We start from the raw sequence: 21519 nt of genomic DNA on the forward strand, positions 1-21519 counted from the left end.
GCTATTTCGGGTAGTTTGTCGAAGCGAAGGTTGAAGATGGGCCCTACTGAGCAGCCGCGCAGTCAAGGTAAAGATTGGAATGCGCAGATATTGCGCGTTCGCAATCACCGTGACGAAGCCGCTTTTGCTGCCCTGTTCAGCCATTTCGCGCCCCGCATCAAAGGGTTCCTGATCAAATCGGGGGCCAGTGGTACGATGGCCGAAGAATGTGCACAGGAGACCATGATCACCCTGTGGCACAAAGCCCATTTGTTTGATCCCTCCCGCGCGTCGGCGGCCACGTGGATTTTTACAATTGCGCGGAACAAGAAAATCGACGCCTTCCGCCGGGCGGCACGGCCCGAACCCGAAGACCTTCCCTGGGGACCGGAACCCGAACCCGAAGCAGCGGATGCGCTGGCGCTCAGTCAGGAAACCGAACATCTGGCAACAGCACTAAATGCCTTGCCCGAAAAACAAAGAGATATTGTGAAACGTGCCTATTACGGCGATTTGACCCATTCGGAACTGGCAGAAGAAACCGGCCTTCCGCTTGGCACGATCAAGTCCCGCATTAGGCTGGCGCTGGATCGCCTGCGCCAGACACTGAACGAGCCTGTGAAATGACTGTAAAACACCTTTTAAACGAACAACTGCTTATGGGATATGCCGCCGGCATCCTCCCCGAAGCGTTTGACCTTGTTGTCGCTTCCCATCTGAGCCTATCAGATGAGAGCCGCGCTATGCTGGGCGGTTACGAGGCCGTAGGCGGCGTGGTGATGGAAGAAACAGAATCTGTCGAGATGGGCGCTCATGCGCTGGAGTCCGTAATGGCGCGGATCAAGTCTGGCAAAGAAATCACCGAGAAACCCGCTGTAAGAGCCACCAGACCCGGTGTCTTGCCCGAACCCTTGCAGGAATATGTGGGCGGCGACGTAGATAAAATCAAATGGCGCCCGCTGGGTGGCGGCGTAAAGCAGGCGATCCTGCCAACTTCTGGCAAGGCGCAGGCCCGCCTTCTGCTGATCCCTGCGGGCGTGGCCGTGCCCGATCACGGGCATCGCGGCACCGAACTGACGCTGGTGCTGCAAGGGTCTTTTTCTGACGAAGTGGATCGTTTTTCCCGTGGCGACATTGAAATCGCGGATGAGGATCTGAACCACCAGCCCGTTGCCGGCCCTGAAGCGGATTGCATCTGCCTTGCTGCCACTGACGCGCCTTTGCGGTTTAACAGCCTGATCCCGCGCCTGCTCCAGCCGATCTTTCGTATTTAAGGACCGGTCGGCGCGCTCGTCGCACGCTTTTCGGCCTGTTTGCGAATTCTGCGCACGCCCAGCCACACCAATAGCACCACCGGCAGCACCAGTCCGGCGCCGAACCATTTTTGCGAAATCCCAAGCTGGTCCGCAATCGGCGCCAGCAGTTTGGCCAGCAGGTTCACCCCGTAGTAGCTGATCGCCACCACCGACAGGCCCTCAACCGTTTCCTGCAACCGCAGTTGCAGGGCCGCGCGGGTGTCCATCTGTTTTAGGATCTGCCGGTTGCGCTCATCCGCATCAACGCTGACCCTTGTGGCCAGCAGGTCCGATGCCCGCGCTGCGCGGCCCGAAATATCCGCCAGCCTGCGGGATGCCGAGCGGCAGGTGCGCATGGCCGGTTCAAACCGGCGCATCATGAATTCGGAAAACAACTGATAGCCCGCCAGCCGCTCTTCGCGCAGGACATTGACCCGTTCATGCACCAAGGCCGAATAGGCTTCGGCTGCGGTAAAGCGAAAGGCCGTATCGGCAGAAAAATTTTCCACCCGACCGGAGATATGCAGCAGGCGATCCAGCTCATCCTTGGAATTTTCATGGGCATCGGTCATTTCCCGCACCACCTGCGCCAGATCGCGGTCCAGATCGGACAGGCGCGAAAACACATCCCGCGCAATCGGCAGGGTCAACATGGCCATCGTCTTGTAGGTCTCGATCTCGATCAACCGCTGGACAATCCGTCCCATACGGTTCGCGCCGGTCTCGCCCACCTGAAACACCGCAAAGCGGATGTGTTCATGGGCGTCGAGCCGGAAATCCCCCACAATCGCTGCATCCCGTTCCAGCACGAAAGACGCCGCGACGGCCTCGGTGTGGAGCCATTCGCTGCCCACTTCGGAAACCCGCGCGATCACCGCCTCTTGCGACACGGCATGTTCAAGACGCACAAGGATGGAGGACAGCAACCGTCCCGGCGCATCGGCCAGCCAGCTATCCGGGAAATAATCGAACAACCCGCCGTCAAAAGGCACTTCGGACACGCCATCGGCAAACAGGGTAAAGGTGCAGAATTCCGAATGCCGTTCCCACTTCAGATGCACCATCCCGAGATCGGCACTATGGTGGGCCGCATCCGGTGCCGGATGGGCCGCGCCGTAACGGTCAAGCAAGGCCAGCAGATGATCCCGATAGGCGTCTGATCCGTTTGTGTCCCGCTCTATCGCGATAGAGGCCGCGCGGCTCGGGGCGCGCAACACGGGAAACGGGCGGGCGTGTAATTCATTGCTCAGCGCAACGCGGTCGGGGTGGTGGGCTATGGCAGAAAGCGGCATGGAAATCCTGACTTCTCAAACGGGTTTTGCCATGAAACCGCGGATTGCCGTTCGTGCAAGACGCAAACTGACGCAGCGTCACTCTCCGGCGTCCGCCAGAGAAGTCAGCGGATCGTCTCGTTCCTGTTCTACCGGATCGAAATCAAAGGCTTCCAGCCGCCGCGCCCGTCCTCCGGCTTTGGTGGCAGAAATCTTGATTTCCTCAATGTCCTTGCTCGCCTGACCGAAGTGCCGGTCCAGATTGCCCACACGGGTTTCAAGCCGTTCTACATCCTTGTGCAACAGGCCCAGTTCCGCGCGGATCGCACCCGCCTGTTCCTTCATCCGCGCGTCTTTCAGCACGGCCCGCATGGTGTTGAGCGTGGCCATACAGGTGGTCGGGGACACGATCCAGACGCGGGCGGCAAAACCCTCGCGCACGACTTCGGGAAAATTTGCGTGCAACTCCGCGTAAACTGCCTCGGAGGGCAAGAACAGCAACGCACCCTCGGCGGTTTCGCCTTCGATGATGTATTTCTCTGCGATGGCTTTGATATGGGCCCGCAGCGCCGTGCGCATGTTCCGCGCCGCCACCTGTGCCGCCGCAGGATTGTCAGCCGCGCGGATCGCTTCATAGGCTTCCAGCGGGAACTTGCTGTCGATCACAATCGGCCCGGGCGGTTTTGGCAGATGGATCAGGCAATCCGCCCGCTTTCCGTTGCTCAGCGTCTGCTGAAAGGAAAACGCATCCGGCGGCATCGCCTTGCGCACGATGTCATTAAGCTGGATTTCCCCGAAGGCACCGCGCGTCTGTTTGTTGGACAGAATATCCTGCAAGGACAGCACGTCACCGGAGAGCTTTTCGATATTGGTCTGGGCCTTATCAATTGTGGCCAGACGCTCTTGCAACTGGGTCAGGGATTTGGTGGTCTTCTCCGAATTGCCCTGTAGCGTGTCCCGCATCTGCCCCTGCAACTCTGCCATTGTCCGGGCCGAGCGCATTGCGTTTTCATGCAGCTTTTCCTGCATTTGCTGGTTCACCTGCGACAACCGCACCTCTACTGTTTGCATGGTCTGCGCTTGGGACTGGGACAGACTATCAAGCCCGCCTTTCAGAACATGCTGGCTCTCGTTCAGAATACGCAGCCCCTCCCCCATAGCCAGCATCTGACTGGCGAGCGGTTCTGTCGCCCGCGCCGCACGCCCCGCAGCACGCATGGCCACAAACAGCAGGATAACAACAAGGAACAGGGCGATGCCGCCAGCCACGAGGGACAGCAGCAGGGGATCACCCGTCAGGCTTTGCAAATCAATCATCGCCGCCCGAAGAGTTTTTCAATGTCGGTAAGTTTCAGCTCCACATAGGTGGGCCGCCCGTGGTTGCACTGGCCCGAATGGGGCGTCGCCTCCATCTCGCGCAGGAGGGCGTTCATCTCTTCCGCCCGCATCATCCGGCCCGAGCGGATTGATCCGTGACAGGCCACACGGCTTAGGATTGCTTCAATCCGGTCCTTCACCGTTTGCGTCTGGTCCAGATCAGCCAGTTCATCCGCAATATCGCGGATCATTGCCTGCGCGTTCACTTCCCCCAATAGGGCGGGTGTTTCGCGCACGCACACTGCATTGCCGCCAAAATCCTCAACCACCAGCCCGAATTGCGCCAGTTCATCAGCTGCGGCCAGCACGCTGGCTTGCGCACCTGCCTCCAGTTCGACGATCTCGGGAATCAGCAGCGCCTGCGCCGCGACACCATTCTGCAACATCTGTTTCTTCAGCCGTTCATAGACCAGCCGTTCATGGGCGGCGTGTTGATCGACAATCACAATCCCGTCCGGTGTCTGGGCAATCACATAGTTCTCATGCACTTGCGCCCGCGCCGCACCAAGCGGTTGATCCGCCGAAACAGGCGTATCGGACACAGGTTCCATCCGTGCGGAATAGGCGGGGGCGGTTTCCGCAAATCCGCCCTGCGCGGGTTCGACCGGCGTATAGCTTTGCGGCGGCGCGTAGCTTTGCGGTGTTGCCTGCGGGATGAAACTGCTGCGCGGTTGCATCTGGTAGACCGGCGCTTCAACGCGGTTTTCAGGGCGAAACGCCCCCAGCGTTGCATCCGCCACGGTGGTTGACGCCCGATGCCCTGCCTCTGCCAGTCCGTGACGCAGGGCGCTGACGATCAGACCTCGGGCCAGACCGGGATCGCGAAAGCGGACTTCGGATTTGGCGGGATGCACGTTCACATCCACCAGTGTGGGATCACACTCCAGAAACAGCGCCAGCGCGGGATGGCGTTCGCGGTGCAGGAAGTCCGAATAGGCGCCACGGATCGCGCCATAAAACACCTTGTCGCGCACAGGGCGTCCGTTCACAAACATATACTGCGCCGTGGCAGAGCCGCGCGAATAGGTCGGCAAGCTGGCAAATCCGGTGATGGCGATGCCTTCCCGTTCCGCATCAATCCGCAGGGCATTAGCGGCAAAATCAGACCCCAGAATTTTCCCCAGCCGCGCGTGCAGCGCATCAAACAGATCGCCGCTCTGGGCTTCGGCCTGAAACACAACGCGGCCTTCGCCCCCGCCGGACACATCGCGCAGGGTGAAGCCAATCATCGGTTCGGCCATCGCCAGCCGCTTGATCACATCTATGATGGCACCGCTTTCCGCGCGGTCGGTGCGCAGGAACTTCAACCGCGCCGGTGTGGCATGGAACAGGTCACGCAATTCGACCACGGTTCCCCGCGACAGGGCCGCCGGACGCACGGCGGACATATCCCCGCCGTGGACAGTGATCTGCGCCGCAGACTCCGCGCCGTCAGCCCGCGATGTGATCGACAACCGCCCCACCGCGCCAAGCGATGGCAGCGCCTCTCCGCGAAAGCCGAAGGTATGGATGTTCAACAGGTCCGATCCGTCGATTTTTGATGTGGCATGACGGGACAGCGCCAGCGGCAACTGGTCTTCGGGAATGCCGTGGCCGTCGTCGCTGACCCGCAGCAAAGTCTTGCCACCATCGGCGTAGGCGATTTCAATCCGGCGGGCGCCCGCATCAATTGCGTTCTCCACCAGCTCTTTCACGGCGCTGGCGGGACGTTCCACCACCTCTCCGGCGGCAATACGGTTAGCGGCGGCGTCATCCAACTGGCGGATGGGACGGCGGATCGGGGCTGTTTCAGCCTGTATTTTGGGGTCTGCTACACTCATACCACTACAAATAGCAGTAATCCCCGCGATTCGCACACGGGGATTTGGTTAATGAGGCGGTTGGTTTGCGGTCCGGCGCACAAGCGCCGAACCGTTTTACTGGGTGCTTTCCACGCCCTCGGGCTGCCCCACCACAACGAAATGCAACGCATCAGGGTTCAGGTTTTCTTTAGCAACGCGGGCAATGTCATCTACCGTTACCGCGTTTACCCTGTCGTTTCGGGTGTTGGCATAATCGATCGGGAAGTAATCAAGCTGGCTGCTGACGAGAATCCGCGCGATCCGGCTGTTACCATCAAAACGCAGCGCGTAACTGCCCGTAAGATACTTCTTCGCCTTCTCAAGCTCTTCCTCGGTGACACCCTCTTGCGCCATCCGCGCCCATTCGGTGCGGATCACATCTATTGCCTCGCCCACTGTGCCATTGGCCGAAGCCACCGACCCGCCGTAATATTGCGTCGCCTCCATCCAGTTCAGGTAAGAATAAACGCCATAGGTCAGGCCGCGCTTTTCACGCACTTCCTCTGTCAGACGAGAGCCAAAACCGCCACCGCCAAGGATATGGTTCATCACATAGACCGGCATGAAATCGGGGTGCTGCATGTTGATGTCAGAATCCTGCGCCCAGATCGCCACCGATTGCGGCGTCGGGAAATCAACCACGGTCACACCGCCGGGGGCCGCAAATTCCACCTTTTCAGGGAGTGGCGCACCGGTGGCAGGCAGATCGCCCAGCAATCTGTCCAGCATCGGGCCAAGTTCTGCGGCTGTTACGTCCCCGACCACGCCAATCACCACATGGTCCTGACTGAGTGCTGCCTTATGGGCCGCAACCAGATCCTCCCGTGTCAGGGCAGACACAGATTCAATCGTCCCGTCAGACGGTCGCCCGTAGGGGTGATCCCCGAAAGCAATCTCGGACATGGTTTTTTCTGCAATCGCCTGCGGGTCTTTCAACGCGCTTTGCAGACCGGAAATCACCTGCCCGCGCACCCGTTCGATGGCAACCGGATTAAAGGCCGGTTCGACAAGCGCTTTGCGCAGCAGGTCGAGTGCTTCATCCGCGTTGGACTTCAGCACCTGCGCACTGATCCGCACGGAATCCCGCCCCGTGTCAAAACCGAAGTTCGCCGCCAACGATTCCGTGGCCCGACGATAAGCCGCCGCGTCCATATCGCCAGTGCCTTCTTCCAACAGCCCGACCATCAGGTTCGTTGCCCCCAGATTATCCGGCGTATCCAGCGATGTTCCCCCACGAAAGGCGATTTGCAACGCAATAAAGGGGATCGAGGGTTCATTTACCAGCCATGCCTTGATCCCGCCTGCGCTGGTGACTTCTTCGATCTTGATCTGCGCAGCAGCAGGCAGCGCGATCATGACCATACAAATAACGGCAGCTAACTTGCGTATCATTGGGCAGGCTCCTCTGTCGGGGCCAGCATCAGACCCGTTACCGATTTTCGCATATCAAGCACCTTGGCCGCAGCCTCCATTATCTGTTCCGGCGTGACCGATTGCAGGGTTTTCGACCAGCTTTGCACGTCTTCAACTGTCAACCCCGCAGTAATGGCCCGACCATAAGTGCGCGCCACTTCAGACTGGTTGTCCAGCTCGTAAATGTCTTCGGCGGCGATCTGGGTTTTCAAACGCTCCAGATGTTCCAGATCCACGCCGTCTTTCAGAAAGTCTGCCAGAACCGTGTCCATCGCAGCCTCCAATTGCTCCAACGAGACACCGGGACGGGGCATGGCGTAGATGCCAAAGGTCTCGGGGTCATAGGAGGTCGAGTCATACCATGCGTCGGTATAAACAGCGATCTGCTGGTCCAGTTGCAGCTTCTGCCCCAGAACCGAAGAAAGCCCCGAACCGCCTAACAGGTAAGACAGGATCGTCAGCGCTGCCGCTTCCTCCTGATTGCCGGACTGGCGTTTGGGGGCAAGGTAGCTGCGCACCAGATAAGGTTGCGACTGGCGGGGATCACTGAAGCTGAGCCGCACCGCCGCGAGATGTGGCGGTTCCTGCGGCCGCACGCGCGGCGGAATGTTGTCCGAGGGTTCCAACGGGCCAAAATGTTCTTTCGCCAGTGCTTCAACCTCTTCGGGGGTCACATCACCGGCCACCACCAGCGTTGCATTGTTGGGAGCATAGTAAGTCCGGTAGAACGCAATCGCATCCTCCAGATTAAGCTCTTCAATCTCATGCCGCCATCCGATCACCGGGTTCCGGTAGGGATGGTTCATAAAGGTCATGGCGCGACGTTGCTCCATGAACAGGCTTCCCGGATCATTCTCGATACGGGAGTTTCTCTCTTCCAGCACCACGCTACGTTCTGTGGCGACCTCGTCTTCGGTCAGCACCAGATTACGCATCCGGTCTGCCTCAAGCTGCATCATCAGGGGCAGACGGTCTACTGCTACCCGCTGGAAATAACCTGTGTAATCATAAGAGGTAAACGCGTTGTCCACCCCGCCGTTTTCCTTAACGGTCTGGCTGAATTCACCCGGTTTCAGGGTTTTGGTACCCTTGAACATCAGGTGTTCAAGAAAATGCGCCACACCGGTCATCCCAGGAGGCTCGTCAGCGGAGCCAACGTTGTACCAGACCATATTGGTAACGACCGGCGCACGGTGATCTTCAATCACAATGCCTTTCAACCCGTTGTCCAATTCGAAAGTGGAAACTTTGCCTGTCTCGGCCAGTGCTGTAACGGGCGCAATGGCCACTGAGCACACGATAGCTAAAGCCCGAAAAATCATGGGGCCCCCGTTCTGAATGAAAGTTAGGTTAACCTTAGGTATTAAAACGCTGTATTCAACGGCAGAGCCGATGAATATTCGGTAAACATCCTGTGCGTTCAGACTTTAGCGATCACTTTGCGGTGAAACAGTGGGTGTCTTGATGTTACTGCGGCGCAGCAACTCGTTCGTTTGGCGCGCCTTGAGGGTCTGATCCTCGTAGTCTTGCAGGTAAGTGTCCACTTTGAACAACCGTTGCAGGAACAACGGCCCGTTCTCTTCACGGAATTGTGCGTCTTCTTTGGCCAGAACCTCACGGATTTCAGGCGCAGTTCCATTGCGGGTCGCCGCTGCCAGAAGCGGGCCTTCACCGCTCCCCACAACCGTACTGTCCAGACGGGAAGGTTGCCCACCAAGAGCAGCCACTGCGTCATGTTCGGGCAGCAGATCCGTCCGGTTCCGCGCCCCCGGCTGGGGTTCGGGCAGACTGGCAAGATCATCGGGCAATGTCAGCGGTTTGTTGGGAACAATACCGAATTCATCCGGTCCGGCCTCTGTTGCAGAACCGGCAAAGAACCGCCCGATGCCCTTTGACGTGTCACATCCGGCCACGGCTGTCACCAAGGCAAGCGCGCCCACCCATTTCAAACCGGACTTTTTAAAGGCCATCATATCGTCACCCAAGGAATTTTCGTCGTTTTATCGCAGATTTCATCCGCCGTCACGCCCTTCTGTTGAGACGCTCTGAAAACAGTACCAGACCAAAGGCCCCGATGAAAATAGCGATGTCGGCCACATTGAAGGAAAACGGGTTTCTGAAGCCGCAACAGGACATGTTCAGAAAATCCGCCACCGCCCCGTATATGTAGCGGTCCACGGAGTTGCCCAACGCACCGCCAACGATACATCCTATCAGGAAAGCCGCAAACCAGCCGGTAAAGTTGCGCCCCCACCAGAGCACCCAGCCAGAGATCACAACCGAAACTGCAATCAATATCCATCGCATGGCGTCGACCTGCAAGCCGGACATCAAGCCAAAATTGATGCCCTCGTTCCACGCCATGCGGAAATTGATCAGGGGCGGCAGCACATCAATCGCAAGCCTTGTTTTCAGATCCAGCATTTCGACCACAAAGTATTTCGTGATCTGGTCCAGAGCAAAAATTCCAAGGCTCATTGCCAATATGCGCCGCATGTCCTGATCCTTTGCTTAGTGGCGGAAGTGGCGCATGCCGGTAAAGACCATGGCCAGTCCGGCCTCGTCTGCGGCGGCGATCACTTCGTCATCGCGCATGGAGCCACCGGGCTGGATCACAGCCGTCGCGCCCGCTTCGGCTGCGGTCAGCAAGCCATCAGAGAAGGGGAAGAACGCATCCGATGCCACAACCGACCCTTTGGTCAGCGGCGCATCCAGTCCCAATACGTCAGCCATGTCCTGCGACTTGCGCGCGGCAATCCGGGTGCTGTCAACGCGGCTCATCTGGCCGGCGCCAACACCGACAGTCGCCCCGTCCTTCACATAGACAATCGCGTTGGATTTGACGTGTTTGGCGATTTTCCACGCCAACAGCAGATCGGCCATTTCCTGCGCATCCGGTGCGCGTTTGGTTACGACCTTCAGATCGGATTGCGTGATAAACCCGTTGTCGCGGTCCTGAATCAAGTATCCGCCCGACACCTGTTTCCACATCTGACCCGCACTGCGCACATCTGGCAGGCCGCCGGTTGTCAGCAATCGCAGGTTCTTTTTCGCCGCAAAAACCTCTTTGGCTTCATCCGTCACGTCAGGGGCGATAACCACTTCTGTGAAGATCTCCACGATCTGTTTCGCGGTTGCGCCGTCCAGCGTCTGGTTCAGCGCGATAATGCCGCCAAATGCCGAAGTGCGGTCGCAGTCAAACGCCGCCTGATAGGCTTCGGCCAAAGTTGCGCCACGGGCCACGCCGCAGGGGTTGGCATGTTTGATGATGGCACAGGCCGGACCATCTGCGGGATCGAACTCTGCCACCAGTTCAAACGCGGCATCCGTGTCGTTGATATTGTTGTAGGACAGTTCCTTGCCCTGATGCTGCTGTGCTGTGGCCACACCGGGACGGGTACTGCCATCGGTATAGAAGGCAGCAGACTGGTGCGGGTTTTCGCCATAGCGCAGGGTCTGCGCCAGCGTACCGGCAATCGCCTTGCGCCGTGGCGCGTCCTGTTTGATCGCGCCTGCCATCCATGTGGAAACCGCAGCATCATAGGCCGCAGTGCGGGCATAGGCGGTTTGGGCCAGTGTCTGCCGGAAGGCAATGCCGGTTTGCCCGTCGTTGGCGTCAAGTTCTGCCAGCAGGGCGTCATAATCCTCGACGTCGACAACAACCGACACAAAACCGTGGTTCTTGGCCGCTGCGCGGATCATGGCCGGGCCGCCGATGTCGATGTTTTCGATGCAGGTATCGTAATCGCCGCCCGCCGCGACAGTTTGTTCAAACGGGTAAAGGTTCACTACCAGCAGGTCGATCGCGCCAATGCCATGTTCTTCCATCGCCGCTTTGTGATCGGCATTGTCCCGCAACGCCAGCAGGCCGCCATGTACCATCGGGTGCAGGGTTTTGACACGGCCATCCATCATTTCTGGAAATTTGGTTACGTCGGACACATCCTTGACCGGAATACCCGCCTCGCGGATCGCTTTGGCGGTGCCGCCGGTGGACAGCAGTTCCACACCTTTGGCGTCCAGAGCCGTAGCCAGTTCAATCAATCCGGTTTTGTCGGAAACAGACAGCAGCGCGCGGCGCAGGGGTTGCAGGTTTTGTGACATGAGAGCAGATCATTCCTTGTGTCAAAGGCCGCCGCCCTTATGAAATCTTCCCCTGAAACAGGGTTTTCAATCAGGCCGGGCGCGACAGGGTCCAGCGTATGACGCCCTCATACTCAACAACGGCGGAAGTGACCACAACCTCTTTTGTCGCGCGGGGACCTAATCTGCCCTGCTCGAAATAGAGCGTATCGTGAAGCGTCAGTTTCAACCCGCCAGCCCGTAGCAGCCAGACCTCTCCGTTCAGAAGCGTTATCGAGGCAGCGGTATCTCCCATATCAAGGTCAACCCGCGCATCAGGGTGCAGACGGAAGTGGGCTTCGAACGGCAATTCGCGGTTTTGCCCTTTATCCGCCGCTACCGTTTCGAAACGGGATCTGTCCGCTGCGCTCTGGGCGAAGATGCGGTCGTGCCCCTGCACTTCGGCGCCCGAGTGCAGTACCGCAATTTCGCGGCTGTGGGTCAAACCGAATGATGGGACATAGCCGTCATGGCTGCACAAGACCGCCTGTCCATATTGGTTGCTGTCCCGTTCGAGCATGATTTTTCTCGGGGCATCAATAAGTTGCTGCCCATAAATCCGGCGCACGAAACCTGAACCTGCGAAACGCGCAAGCGACGTCCCTGCCACTGTCACAGCACTATGGGCGGCTGTGGCGCGGGCCGCACAGTGCAGATTGGCCGAAAAGCCGCGCGCAGATCCCATGCTGACCAGTACCGGCAGTTTGCCCGAATACATCTCGACCGCGAGGGTGGAGGCATGGGCCCGTTCCGGTGCGCCGATGACCGGCAGTTTCGCCGCATCCATCAGCACAACCGTGCCCCCCGCAGCGAGCCGTGCAAATCCCATCGCGCCCCCATCGCGCGCGGGCGAACCGATCCCCGCATCCGCCAGCGCCTGATCAATGCGGTCGGGATGGCCTGCATCCCCGCCGTGAAACCGTGCCATCGTACCATCGCCGAACCGCAACGCGCGAATCGCAGGAGCCATACGCTGCAAGGCACGGATGATCTCGGGGTTGATATAATCACCATCCGAACTGACGGCCTGATTGACCGAAGACAGCAGGGTAAAGATCTCGACCAGTTCTTCGGGATTGCGGCTGGATATACCGCCGTCCTCTCCGATCTCACGCTGGCATTCCCGTCCCAGCGCACGCAGCGCCGGTTTGAGAACATGGTCCTGCCCCTCCAGCGCCAGCCCGCAATGGACCAACCCTGTCAGCGCCTCAAAGCGGGGCAGGCCCGCGTGGGCGGACTTCCAGCGCTTCATCAGAAAGCGTGACTGGTGGCCAAGGGCAGCGAAATAGGCACGTGACTGGTTCGGTTCGACCTGATGCAGGATCAGTATCGCGTGGTTGATCCAGCGCACCACCCGCCGCCCGGTGACATCGGGTGCCCAGCCGTTGCCGCGCCCCCCGCCGAACCGTTCGATCCATTCAAACAGCCAGAGCTGCGCCTGCTTGCGAGCCTCGGGCGTGTCCACTGCCACCACATCATCGATCCAGTTGAAGCCGTGCAGCGCGGCCGCGGTGTCCGGATCATCCAGCGCCGCCCCCCACAGGATGCCCTTGCCCTGTTCGATCACTTCCCCCTGAACCAGATGGTTGCCTGCAAGAACCTGCAAGCCGCGGGTCGCCAGACCATAAGAACGGGGATCGGGTTGGGATTTGAAGGCCTTGGCAGGGGCAGCAAAACGGGCCATGCGCAGGGCAAGGTAATCCCGCCACCGCAACCACCGGCGGCGACAGGCCGTGCCTATCGCCATCGGATACCAGTGCAGTCGCGCACCCTCTGTCATGTCAGCCCCACGCCCGTATTTTCCACAAGATATAGGGAGTTAGCGACATGCTGTCATCACTGCTTGTGCAAGCGGGCCATATAAAAGCCGTCCATACTGCCCCGTTCCGGCCAGTAATCGGGTCGCACACGGATTGCGCCGGTAGAAACCAGCCACTCCGGATCGAGTCCCAGCGGGGTAACATCAACTGGCATCTCGACCAGATCCGTCTGTTCCAGTGCGCGGGCAATCTGGCGTTCCCCTTCAGCGGGGATCAGGCTACATGTGGCATAGACCATCTGTCCGCCCGGTTTCAGCCAGCCTGCTGCCCGTTGCAGCATGTTCTGTTGCAAATCAAGCAGCGGCTTCAAATCCAGCGAAGGCCGTACATAAGGCAGATCGGGGTGGCGCCGGATGGTACCAGTGGCCGAACAGGGCGCATCCAGCAGGATGGCGTCAAACGGCGCATCCGGTTTCCAGTGCATCGCATTGGCCACCTCCATGCGCGGACGGAACCCCATGCGGCGGGTGTTTTCCATCACGCGGTGCATCCGTTCGGGCGAAAGATCGAGCGCAGTCACATCCGCCCCGGCCGCGCAAAGCTGCATGGTCTTGCCACCGGGTGCCGCACAAAGATCCAGCACCCGTTTACCCGACAAATCACCCATCAGGCGCACCGGCATGGCAGCGGCGGCATCCTGCACCCACCACGCGCCGTCCTCAAACCCGTCGAGCGCGGAAATCTGTCCGGGCTGGTGCAGGCGCAAACTGCCTGTCGGCAACAACTCGGCGCCCAGTTTCTCGGCCCATTCCGCCCCTTTTGCGGGATCGCGCAGGGTCAGATCCACCGGCGGGCGTTCCAGATGGGCCCGCTCCATCGCTTCGGTGGCCTCAGGCCCGAAGGCTTTGACGATCGCGCCGCGCAGGGCTTTGGGCAGTTGCGGAACCGGCATATCCTTTAGCGCGGACACGTCCAGCTCTCCCAGTTTGCGCCCTACCGCGTTTACCATTCCGGCAAGGTGTTTTGTCTTCTGGCTTGCCCGCGCGATTTCCACAGCAGCATTCACAGCGCCGTGGGCAGGTATACCATCCAGTACGATTTCTGCCGCACAAACCCGCAACGCGTTAAGCGCACGCAAAGGGGGCTTGTGATCCATAAACTCTGCCAGTACCGCATCAATTCGGGGCATGTGTCGCAAGGTCAGCGCCGCCAGCGACTGCGCACGCGCCCGATCGGCAGGCACCAGTTTGGCCAGAGGACCATCTTCCCGCTGAACCGAATCGCCCAGCATCTGGTGGTCCATCAGAACCCCGTGTATCAGCGCAACAGCACCAAAACGGGCCGAGGTAGAGGATTTTGCCATCCGGTATCCCTTTGTTGTGTCCCGCCCCTGCCCGCCTTTGGCGGATCGTCGGTGCGGATCGGGTGTTTTTACATTCAATCCGGATCGGATAAAGTGTTAAGACAGCTTTAGACCAGTCATCAGGCAGACACAAATGAGCGACGATCAAAAACAGAAAAAACTGCAAGAAGCCGCGAAACGGGCTTTGGCCGAAGCCGCCGCCCGCAAGGCCGAAGCGGAACCGCTGAACCTGCCGTCCGAACTTGGCGGGCGCGACGGGCCGGAACCCACCCGCTTTGGCGATTGGGAAAAGAAGGGCATCGTGTCGGACTTCTGAACCGTACCCGACACCCTGACTGCGTCTGTTACAGGCCCAGCACGTCCATCATATCATATTCGCCCGGGTTCTTGCCCTGCCCCCAAAGGGCAGCTTTAACCGCGCCCCGTGCAAAAATGCGCCGGTCGGTGGCAAGGTGGCGCAGCACAATGCGTTCCCCGTCAGCGGCAAAGATCACATCGTGCTCCCCGACCACATCGCCTCCGCGAATGGCGCTGAACCCGATGTCGCCCCGCTTTCGTGCGCCCGTAATCCCGTCACGGCCCCGATCCGCCACATCGCCCAGCGCAACGCCGCGCCCTTGTGCAGCCGCCTCGCCCAGCATCAGGGCAGTACCGCTTGGCGCATCGACTTTGTGACGGTGATGGGCCTCCACCACTTCGATGTCAAAATCCGCGTCCAGCGCCTGCGCGACCTTTTTGGTCAGTTGCACCAGCAGATTCACCCCGAGGCTCATATTGCCGGCGCGGATGATCGGCGCATGACGGGCTGCTGCAGACAATTTTTCCAGATGGCTTTCGTCCATGCCTGTGGTGCCAATCACATGGACCGCACGGGCCTGCGCCGCCAGAGCTGCGTGTTCTACGGTGGCATCAGGGCTGGTGAAATCAATCACGGCCTGCGCTTTGGCGAACACCTCAAGTGGATCATCCGACACAACAACCCCCAGATCGGCACCGCCCATACAGGCGCCCAAATCCTTGCCGATCCAAGCGTGACCTGCCCGTTCCGTTACACCGGCAAGTGTCGCCTGATCGCTTTCCAGCACCGTCTGGATCAGCATCTGCCCCATACGTCCCGACGCGCCTACAATGGCAATGGCTGGTTGGTCTGACATGAACTTGCTCCTTTGATTTGCTTGGCTCGGCTTTACCCCGCCTACAGGTAAAGTCAAAGCCCCCGTGACGCAAAGCCATGTTGTATGCCGGGTGAATCTGCCATAAATGGGCTGAAAAAGAGGATACCATGGCCAAACGTACACAAGACTCATCCGCCGGCCCGAGCCAACGCCAGTTGCGTGTCGGGGAACTGATCCGCCGCAGCCTTGCGGAGACCCTGTCCCGTGGCGACATCCACGATCCCGATCTGGCCCATGTTTCTATCACTGTCGGAGAGGTTCGCCCCACACCCGACCTGCGCAAGGCCGTTGTACATGTGCTCCCCCTTGGCGGCGTAAACGCTGATCTGGTAATCGAAGCACTGAACAAAAATACATACGAGCTGCGGCGTTCGATCAACAAGAACCTCGACCTGAAATACTCGCCCGAGCTAAAGTTCGTCTACGACCGCACGTTTGACCAGATGGACGAAACCCGTCGCTTGCTGGAGCAATCCAGCGTAAAGCAGGATCTGGACAAAGACTGATCGCATGAAGCCGTAGCAGGACACGGCAGGACGAAAGGCAAAACGGCATGATTAGAACACTGGCCCTTCTGTTTTTCTGCGCTGTCGGCCTGTCCGGACCCGCACTGGCCCAAACCGGCGCGTCCCCTTGCAAAGATGCCAGCTATCAATCCGCCAGCTTTACGGTCTGTACGGTGGACATGCGGACGGAACAGCTCGACCTGTTTTTGTACGACGACACGGGCAAACCCTATGGCCATTTCGCCAGTCTGGACCGGATGCTGCTGGCCAAGGGAAAGAAGCTGTCCTTTGCGATGAACGCGGGAATGTATCACGAAAACCGCGCGCCGGTGGGCCATTACATCGAAAACGGCACCGAGCTGAAACGGGTGATTCCGAATGCGGGTCCGGGCAACTTCGGACTTTTGCCCAACGGGGTGCTCTGCATCCGTCCGGGTCGTGCCGATGTGTTAGAAACCCTGCGCTATTTGGATGATCAACCCGCCTGCACCCATGCCACACAATCCGGCCCGATGCTGGTGATTGACGGCAAACTCCACCCCCGCTTCCTGCCCGACAGTGACAGCCGCTATGTCCGCAACGGAGTCGGCACCAGCCGTGATGGAAAGACCGCAGCCTTCGTGATTTCCAACGCACCGGTCACGTTTCACGCTTTTGCCAGCTTTTTTCGCGATTATCTGAAGCTGCCACAGGCACTTTACTTTGACGGCAACATTTCCCGCCTGTATGCCCCCAACCTTAACCGTTCGGATTTCGGCTTTACCACGCTGGGTCCGATCATCGGTGTTGTGACAGACAAGTAGCAAGGCAACGACATGGGACGCAAACGCAAGGGCCGCGATATCTCGGGCTGGCTGGTGGTGGACAAACCCGCCGGCATCACCTCCACCGCTGTGGTGAATAAGGTGAAATGGGCGATGAATGCCAATAAAGCAGGCCATGCCGGCACGCTCGATCCGGAAGCAACCGGCGTTCTGGCTGTGGCACTGGGCGAGGCGACCAAGACCGTGCCATACATCACCGACGCGCTGAAAGCCTATACATTTACCGTGCGGCTCGGTCAGGCGACCAACACCGACGACAGCGAGGGCGAGGTTGTCGCCAGCAGCGATGAGCGCCCCACGGACGCAGAGATCAAAGCCGCCCTCGGCGCCTTCATCGGAGAAATCGAACAAATCCCGCCGAAGTTCTCCGCCGTGAAAGTGGACGGACAGCGGGCTTATAAAATGGCCCGTGGCGGCGATGACGATTTTGAACTCGCGCCGCGTCCGCTCTGGGTGGAAGACCTGTCCTTCCTGTCCCGCCCCGATGCGGATCATGTGGAATTGGAACTGGTCTGTGGCAAAGGCGGCTATGTGCGCTCTATTGCCCGTGATCTGGGGGAAAAACTGGGCTGTTACGGCCATGTTCTGACCCTGCGCCGTATCTGGTCCGGCCCGTTTGAAACATCGGACGGGATCAGCCTTGAGACCATCGACGCACTGGCAAAGACACCGGAGCTTGACCAATACCTGCTGCCGCTGGAAACCGGCCTTAGCGACCTGCCTGCACTATCCTGCAGCCCGGAAGACGCCGCCCGCCTGCGCAACGGCAATCCGGGCATGGTGATCACCTCCGATCTCGAATACGGCGAAGAGGCATGGGTGGCCTGCAACGGCGAACCTGTCGCCATTGGCGTCTACAAAGCCGGAGAGCTGCACCCGACACGCGTCTTTGTGCGTCATGACGATTGAACGCCACCACACCAAAGGCGATGCTGAATCAGTTGCGGTCTATTCCGACTGTGAAGCCTTCCGCTACACTCTGACCCGCAAATGGTCTGATGCGGGCGGGCATGTACTGTTTGTGATGCTCAACCCCTCCACTGCGACCGAAGTGCAGAATGATCCCACGGTAGAGCGCTGCGAACGGCGCGCCCGCGCCTTGGGCTTTGGCGGTTTTACCGTCTGCAACATCTTCGCCTTTCGCGCCACGGACCCGCGCGACATGCGGGCGGCCCCCGATCCGGTCGGCCCGGAAAATGATGCCGCGATCCTTGCCGCTGCCAAAACCGCGGACCGTATCGTCTGCGCATGGGGCACCCATGGCGCCCATCTGGGACGCGGCGCGGTGATGGAACAACTGTTGCGGGCGCAGGACAAACCGCTCTACCACCTTGGTCTGTCCAAAGCAGGCCACCCCAAACACCCGCTTTACATCGCTTACACCACACAACCGGAACTTTGGGACTAGGAAGCCACAGGCTTCAATGTTCCCCAAATACTCAAAAGGGGCCCTGCAGGGCCCCAATCAACACTCTCTCTATTTCCTGTCCGCCTTACAAAGCGGCCGAGCACCGCGCGCAGGTGCCGGGGTGTTCATGCGTGCCCACATCCGGCAGGATCTTCCAGCAGCGCTGGCATTTCTCGCCCTCGGCGGTTTCAAACACCACGCCAACCCCTTCGATTTCCGGCATACGGAAGGCTTCGGCAGGGATCGGATCATCCGTCAGCACAACCGCAGAGGTGATGCAGATATCCGCGAAGGGCGTGGATTTCAGCGCTTCCAGCACGTCTGCATCACGCACGTGCACAACCGGAGCCGCCTCCAGCGATGCACCAATCACCTTGTCGCGGCGCTGCACCTCGATCGCACCGGTTACAACACGGCGCACGCGACGGATTTTTTCCCATTTCGCGGCCAGAACCTCGTCCCGCCATTCGCCCGGAGTGTTGGGGAAATCCTGCAGGTGGACAGAGCTTTCATAGCCCGGGAAGCGCTCCAGCCAGACATCTTCCATCGTGAACACCAGCATAGGCGCCAGCCAGGTTGTCAGCCGTTCGAACAGCAGGTTCAGAACCGTGCGGGCCGAACGGCGCTCCAGACTGTCCACCCCGTCACAATACAGAACATCCTTGCGAATGTCGAAATAGACCGAGGACAGATCAACCGTGCAGAACTGGAACAACTGCTGCAGGACGTTCTGGAAGTTATAGGCCGCGTAACCGTTGCGCACCACGTGATCCAGCTCGGCCAGACGATGCAGCACCCAGCGCTCCAGTTCCGGCATATCCGCCGGTTCCACTTTTTCCGCATCGCTGAACCCGTCGAGGTTGCCCAGCAGGAAGCGCATGGTATTGCGCAGGCGGCGATAGCTGTCTGCCACACCTTTCAGGATTTCCGGCCCGATGCGCTGGTCGGCGGTAAAGTCGGTTTGCGCCACCCACAGCCGCAGGATATCCGCGCCGTATTGTTTGACGACGGTTTCCGGCACGATGGTATTGCCGATGGACTTGGACATCTTCATGCCCTTTTCATCGAGCGTGAACCCATGGGTCACAACCGCCTTGTAAGGCGCGCGTCCCTTGGTGCCACAGGCTTGCAACATGGACGAATGGAACCATCCGCGATGCTGGTCGGTGCCTTCAAGATAAACATCTGCAATCCCGTCAGGCGAGCCATCGGCCCGATCCCGCACCACGAAAGAGTGGGTCGAACCGGAGTCGAACCACACGTCCAGGATGTCAAACACCTGTTCCCAATCCTCGTGGGGGTAATCATCCCCGAGGAACCGCGCCTTGGCGCCTTCTTCGTACCAGCAATCCGCACCCTCGGCGCGGAAGGCCTCGGCAATGCGGGCGTTTACGGCATCATCGCGCAGGATATAATCCGCATCTGTCGGCAGAGAGCCCTTGCGGGTAAAACAGGTCAGAGGCACACCCCAAGCCCGTTGCCGCGACAGCACCCAGTCAGGGCGGGATTCGATCATGGAATACAGACGGTTGCGCCCAGTGACAGGGGTCCATTTCACCAGTTGGTCGATGGAATTCAAGGCCCGTTCGCGGATGGTTTCACCGTAGGTGTCGTCCCCCCCGATGGGTTTGTCGATCGCCGCAAACCACTGGGGCGTGTTGCGATAGATCACAGGGGCTTTGGACCGCCACGAATGGGGATAGCTGTGCTTGATCTTGCCACGGGCCAGCAGGCCGCCCACTTCGACCAGTTTGTCGATCACGGCCTTGTTCGCATCGCCCTCTCCGCCTTTGCGGTTCAGGATGTATTTCCCGCCAAAGAACGGCAGATCGGCGCGGAAGGAACCGTCATCCATCACGTTATAGGTGATGACCTGCTCCAGCATGTTGAGATCACGGAACAGTTCATATTCCTCCATCCCGTGCGAAGGCGCACAATGCACAAAACCCGTGCCTTCCGTGTCGGTCACGAAATCAGCCGCACGGAAATCGCGCACGTCATCCCATTCACCGTTGCCCCCTTCAGCGCCAGCCAACGGGTGCAGCAGGCCCAGACCTTCCAGATCGGACGCAGGCACATCGCGCAGACGGGTGTATTGCCCGTCTTCCAGACGCGCCTTGGTCATCACATCAGCAGCCAGATTATCCGCCAGCACAAACCGGTCGCCAACATTGGCCCAGCTTTCATCCGGCGTGCCTGTGACTTCATACAGGCCATAGGAAATGTCTTTACCGTAAACCACAGCCTTGTTGGACGGCATGGTCCAAGGGGTCGTTGTCCAGATCACAACGAAAGCATCCGCCAGATCGCTGTCGCCCTGCACCTTGAACTTCACCCAGACGGTAAAGCTCTCCTTGTCGTGATACTCCACCTCGGCCTCGGCCAGAGCGGTTTTCTCGATGGGCGACCACATCACGGGTTTGGACCCCTGATACAGTGCGCCATTCATCACGAACTTCATGAATTCCTCTGCGATTACCGCTTCGGAACTGTAGTTCATGGTCAGATACGGGTCTTCCCAGTTCCCCTGCACACCAAGGCGTTTGAACTCCTCGCGCTGGATGTCGATCCAGCCCTCGGCAAACTTGCGACATTCCTGACGCAACTCGATGATCGGCACATCATCCTTGTTCTTGCCCTTCTTGCGGTACTGTTCCTCGATCTTCCACTCGATCGGCAGACCGTGGCAATCCCAGCCCGGCACATAGCGGGCGTCCTTGCCCATCATCTGCTGGCTGCGCACGATGAAATCCTTGAGGATCTTGTTCAGCGCGTGGCCGATATGCAGGTGGCCGTTGGCATAGGGCGGACCGTCATGCAGGATGAACGGCGTGCGGTCGCCCGCTTCGGCCCGTTGTTTGTGGTACAGGTCCAGCTTGGCCCATTTCTCCAGCCATTCCGGTTCACGTTTCGGCAGTCCGGCCCGCATCGGAAAATCGGTTTTAGGCAAGCGCAGGGTGTCTTTGTAGTCAGGGGTTTCGGCACACATGAGTTGTGGCTCCGTCTTTATCTTGATGTCATTTTACAAGGGCGGCGCGGGGTTCCATACGCCTTTTCCCGGCGGCTCTTCCAGATCAGAGCGCCGGGCCGGTAATTCGAATGGTAATGCCGAATATACGTTCCATGGGCGCGTTATAGCCCCCAAGTTCCGGCCCGTCCAGCCACACAAACAAAGGGCTTTGCCG

19 protein-coding genes are annotated in these 21519 nt (G+C 59.3%); 7 read left to right on the forward strand and 12 right to left on the reverse strand.

Going from position 1 to position 21519, the window contains the following annotated elements; all coding sequences use genetic code 11:
* Positions 1–36: 36 nt before the first annotated feature.
* Both C0U40_RS10580 and C0U40_RS10585 read left to right on the forward strand, forming a co-directional pair.
* The gene (locus C0U40_RS10580; protein WP_219619780.1) at positions 37–606 is read left to right on the forward strand and encodes a sigma-70 family RNA polymerase sigma factor; all 570 of its coding nucleotides are present in this window, start codon (positions 37–39) and stop codon (positions 604–606) included.
* Positions 603–1253, forward strand: coding sequence for a ChrR family anti-sigma-E factor (locus C0U40_RS10585; protein WP_101655735.1), 651 nt, complete (start codon positions 603–605; stop codon positions 1251–1253). The genes C0U40_RS10580 and C0U40_RS10585 overlap by 4 nt, the downstream gene beginning before the upstream one ends.
* Here the strand turns inward: C0U40_RS10585 and C0U40_RS10590 are convergent.
* The 10 genes from C0U40_RS10590 to C0U40_RS10635 form a co-directional block, all read right to left on the reverse strand.
* Entirely contained in the window at positions 1250–2566 is a 1317-nt protein-coding gene (locus tag C0U40_RS10590; protein WP_101655736.1) for a DUF3422 family protein, read from the reverse strand. The two genes, C0U40_RS10585 and C0U40_RS10590, sit on opposite strands and share 4 nt — an antisense overlap.
* Before the next feature lie 78 nt (positions 2567–2644).
* A complete protein-coding gene (locus tag C0U40_RS10595) occupies positions 2645–3862 on the reverse strand; it encodes a DNA recombination protein RmuC (RefSeq protein ID WP_101655737.1) in 1218 nt (405 codons plus the stop codon).
* The gene (mutL, locus tag C0U40_RS10600) at positions 3859–5742 is read right to left on the reverse strand and encodes a DNA mismatch repair endonuclease MutL (RefSeq protein WP_101655738.1); all 1884 of its coding nucleotides are present in this window, start codon (positions 5740–5742) and stop codon (positions 3859–3861) included. The genes C0U40_RS10595 and mutL overlap by 4 nt, the downstream gene beginning before the upstream one ends.
* Positions 5743–5838: 96 nt before the next feature.
* Positions 5839–7155, reverse strand: a complete 1317-nt coding sequence (locus tag C0U40_RS10605) for a M16 family metallopeptidase (RefSeq protein WP_101655739.1) — start codon at positions 7153–7155, stop codon at positions 5839–5841.
* A complete protein-coding gene (locus tag C0U40_RS10610) occupies positions 7152–8498 on the reverse strand; it encodes a M16 family metallopeptidase (protein ID WP_101655740.1) in 1347 nt (448 codons plus the stop codon). The genes C0U40_RS10605 and C0U40_RS10610 overlap by 4 nt, the downstream gene beginning before the upstream one ends.
* Positions 8499–8603: 105 nt before the next feature.
* Entirely contained in the window at positions 8604–9149 is a 546-nt protein-coding gene (locus C0U40_RS10615) for a DUF3035 domain-containing protein (protein WP_145991927.1), read from the reverse strand.
* A 49-nt stretch (positions 9150–9198) separates the two neighbouring features.
* The gene (gene lspA, locus C0U40_RS10620) at positions 9199–9672 is read right to left on the reverse strand and encodes a signal peptidase II (protein ID WP_101655742.1); all 474 of its coding nucleotides are present in this window, start codon (positions 9670–9672) and stop codon (positions 9199–9201) included.
* Positions 9673–9687: 15 nt separating this feature from the next.
* A complete protein-coding gene (gene purH, locus C0U40_RS10625; protein ID WP_101655743.1) occupies positions 9688–11280 on the reverse strand; it encodes a bifunctional phosphoribosylaminoimidazolecarboxamide formyltransferase/IMP cyclohydrolase in 1593 nt (530 codons plus the stop codon).
* 70 nt (positions 11281–11350) lie between these two features.
* Entirely contained in the window at positions 11351–13078 is a 1728-nt protein-coding gene (locus C0U40_RS10630; protein WP_101655744.1) for a heparinase II/III family protein, read from the reverse strand.
* A gap of 56 nt (positions 13079–13134) precedes the next feature.
* Complete coding sequence (locus C0U40_RS10635; protein WP_101655745.1) at positions 13135–14421, reverse strand: RsmB/NOP family class I SAM-dependent RNA methyltransferase; 1287 nt, start codon at positions 14419–14421, stop codon at positions 13135–13137.
* A gap of 133 nt (positions 14422–14554) precedes the next feature.
* On the opposite strand from C0U40_RS10635, the gene C0U40_RS10640 reads away from it, so the two are divergent.
* Complete coding sequence (locus tag C0U40_RS10640; RefSeq protein WP_101655746.1) at positions 14555–14737, forward strand: DUF1674 domain-containing protein; 183 nt, start codon at positions 14555–14557, stop codon at positions 14735–14737.
* A 28-nt stretch (positions 14738–14765) separates the two neighbouring features.
* Here the strand turns inward: C0U40_RS10640 and dapB are convergent, their stop codons facing one another.
* Entirely contained in the window at positions 14766–15575 is an 810-nt protein-coding gene (gene dapB, locus C0U40_RS10645; protein WP_101655747.1) for a 4-hydroxy-tetrahydrodipicolinate reductase, read from the reverse strand.
* A 128-nt stretch (positions 15576–15703) separates the two neighbouring features.
* Here dapB and rbfA point away from each other — a divergent pair, with 128 nt between their 5' ends.
* Genes rbfA through C0U40_RS10665 form a run of 4 tightly spaced genes read left to right on the forward strand, consistent with a single transcriptional unit; the run spans position 15704 to position 18334 of the window.
* Positions 15704–16102 (forward strand): 30S ribosome-binding factor RbfA, encoded by a 399-nt coding sequence (rbfA, locus tag C0U40_RS10650; RefSeq protein ID WP_101655748.1) that lies wholly within the window; start codon positions 15704–15706, stop codon positions 16100–16102.
* A gap of 47 nt (positions 16103–16149) precedes the next feature.
* Positions 16150–16905, forward strand: a complete 756-nt coding sequence (locus tag C0U40_RS10655) for a phosphodiester glycosidase family protein (RefSeq protein WP_101655749.1) — start codon at positions 16150–16152, stop codon at positions 16903–16905.
* A 12-nt stretch (positions 16906–16917) separates the two neighbouring features.
* Positions 16918–17835 carry a tRNA pseudouridine(55) synthase TruB gene (gene truB / locus C0U40_RS10660; protein WP_101655750.1) on the forward strand — a complete coding sequence of 306 codons (918 nt, stop codon included), beginning with the start codon at positions 16918–16920 and terminating at the stop codon, positions 17833–17835.
* Positions 17825–18334, forward strand: coding sequence for a DUF1643 domain-containing protein (locus C0U40_RS10665; protein ID WP_101655751.1), 510 nt, complete (start codon positions 17825–17827; stop codon positions 18332–18334). Before truB ends, C0U40_RS10665 begins: the two co-directional genes overlap by 11 nt.
* A gap of 85 nt (positions 18335–18419) precedes the next feature.
* Here the strand turns inward: C0U40_RS10665 and ileS are convergent, their stop codons facing one another.
* Positions 18420–21323, reverse strand: a complete 2904-nt coding sequence (gene ileS / locus C0U40_RS10670) for an isoleucine--tRNA ligase (RefSeq protein ID WP_101655752.1) — start codon at positions 21321–21323, stop codon at positions 18420–18422.
* Positions 21324–21519: the final 196 nt, after the last annotated feature.

Origin of the sequence: Neptunicoccus cionae, assembly GCF_002860325.1 — a bacterium.
GTDB classification, from domain to species: domain Bacteria; phylum Pseudomonadota; class Alphaproteobacteria; order Rhodobacterales; family Rhodobacteraceae; genus Amylibacter; species Amylibacter lutimaris.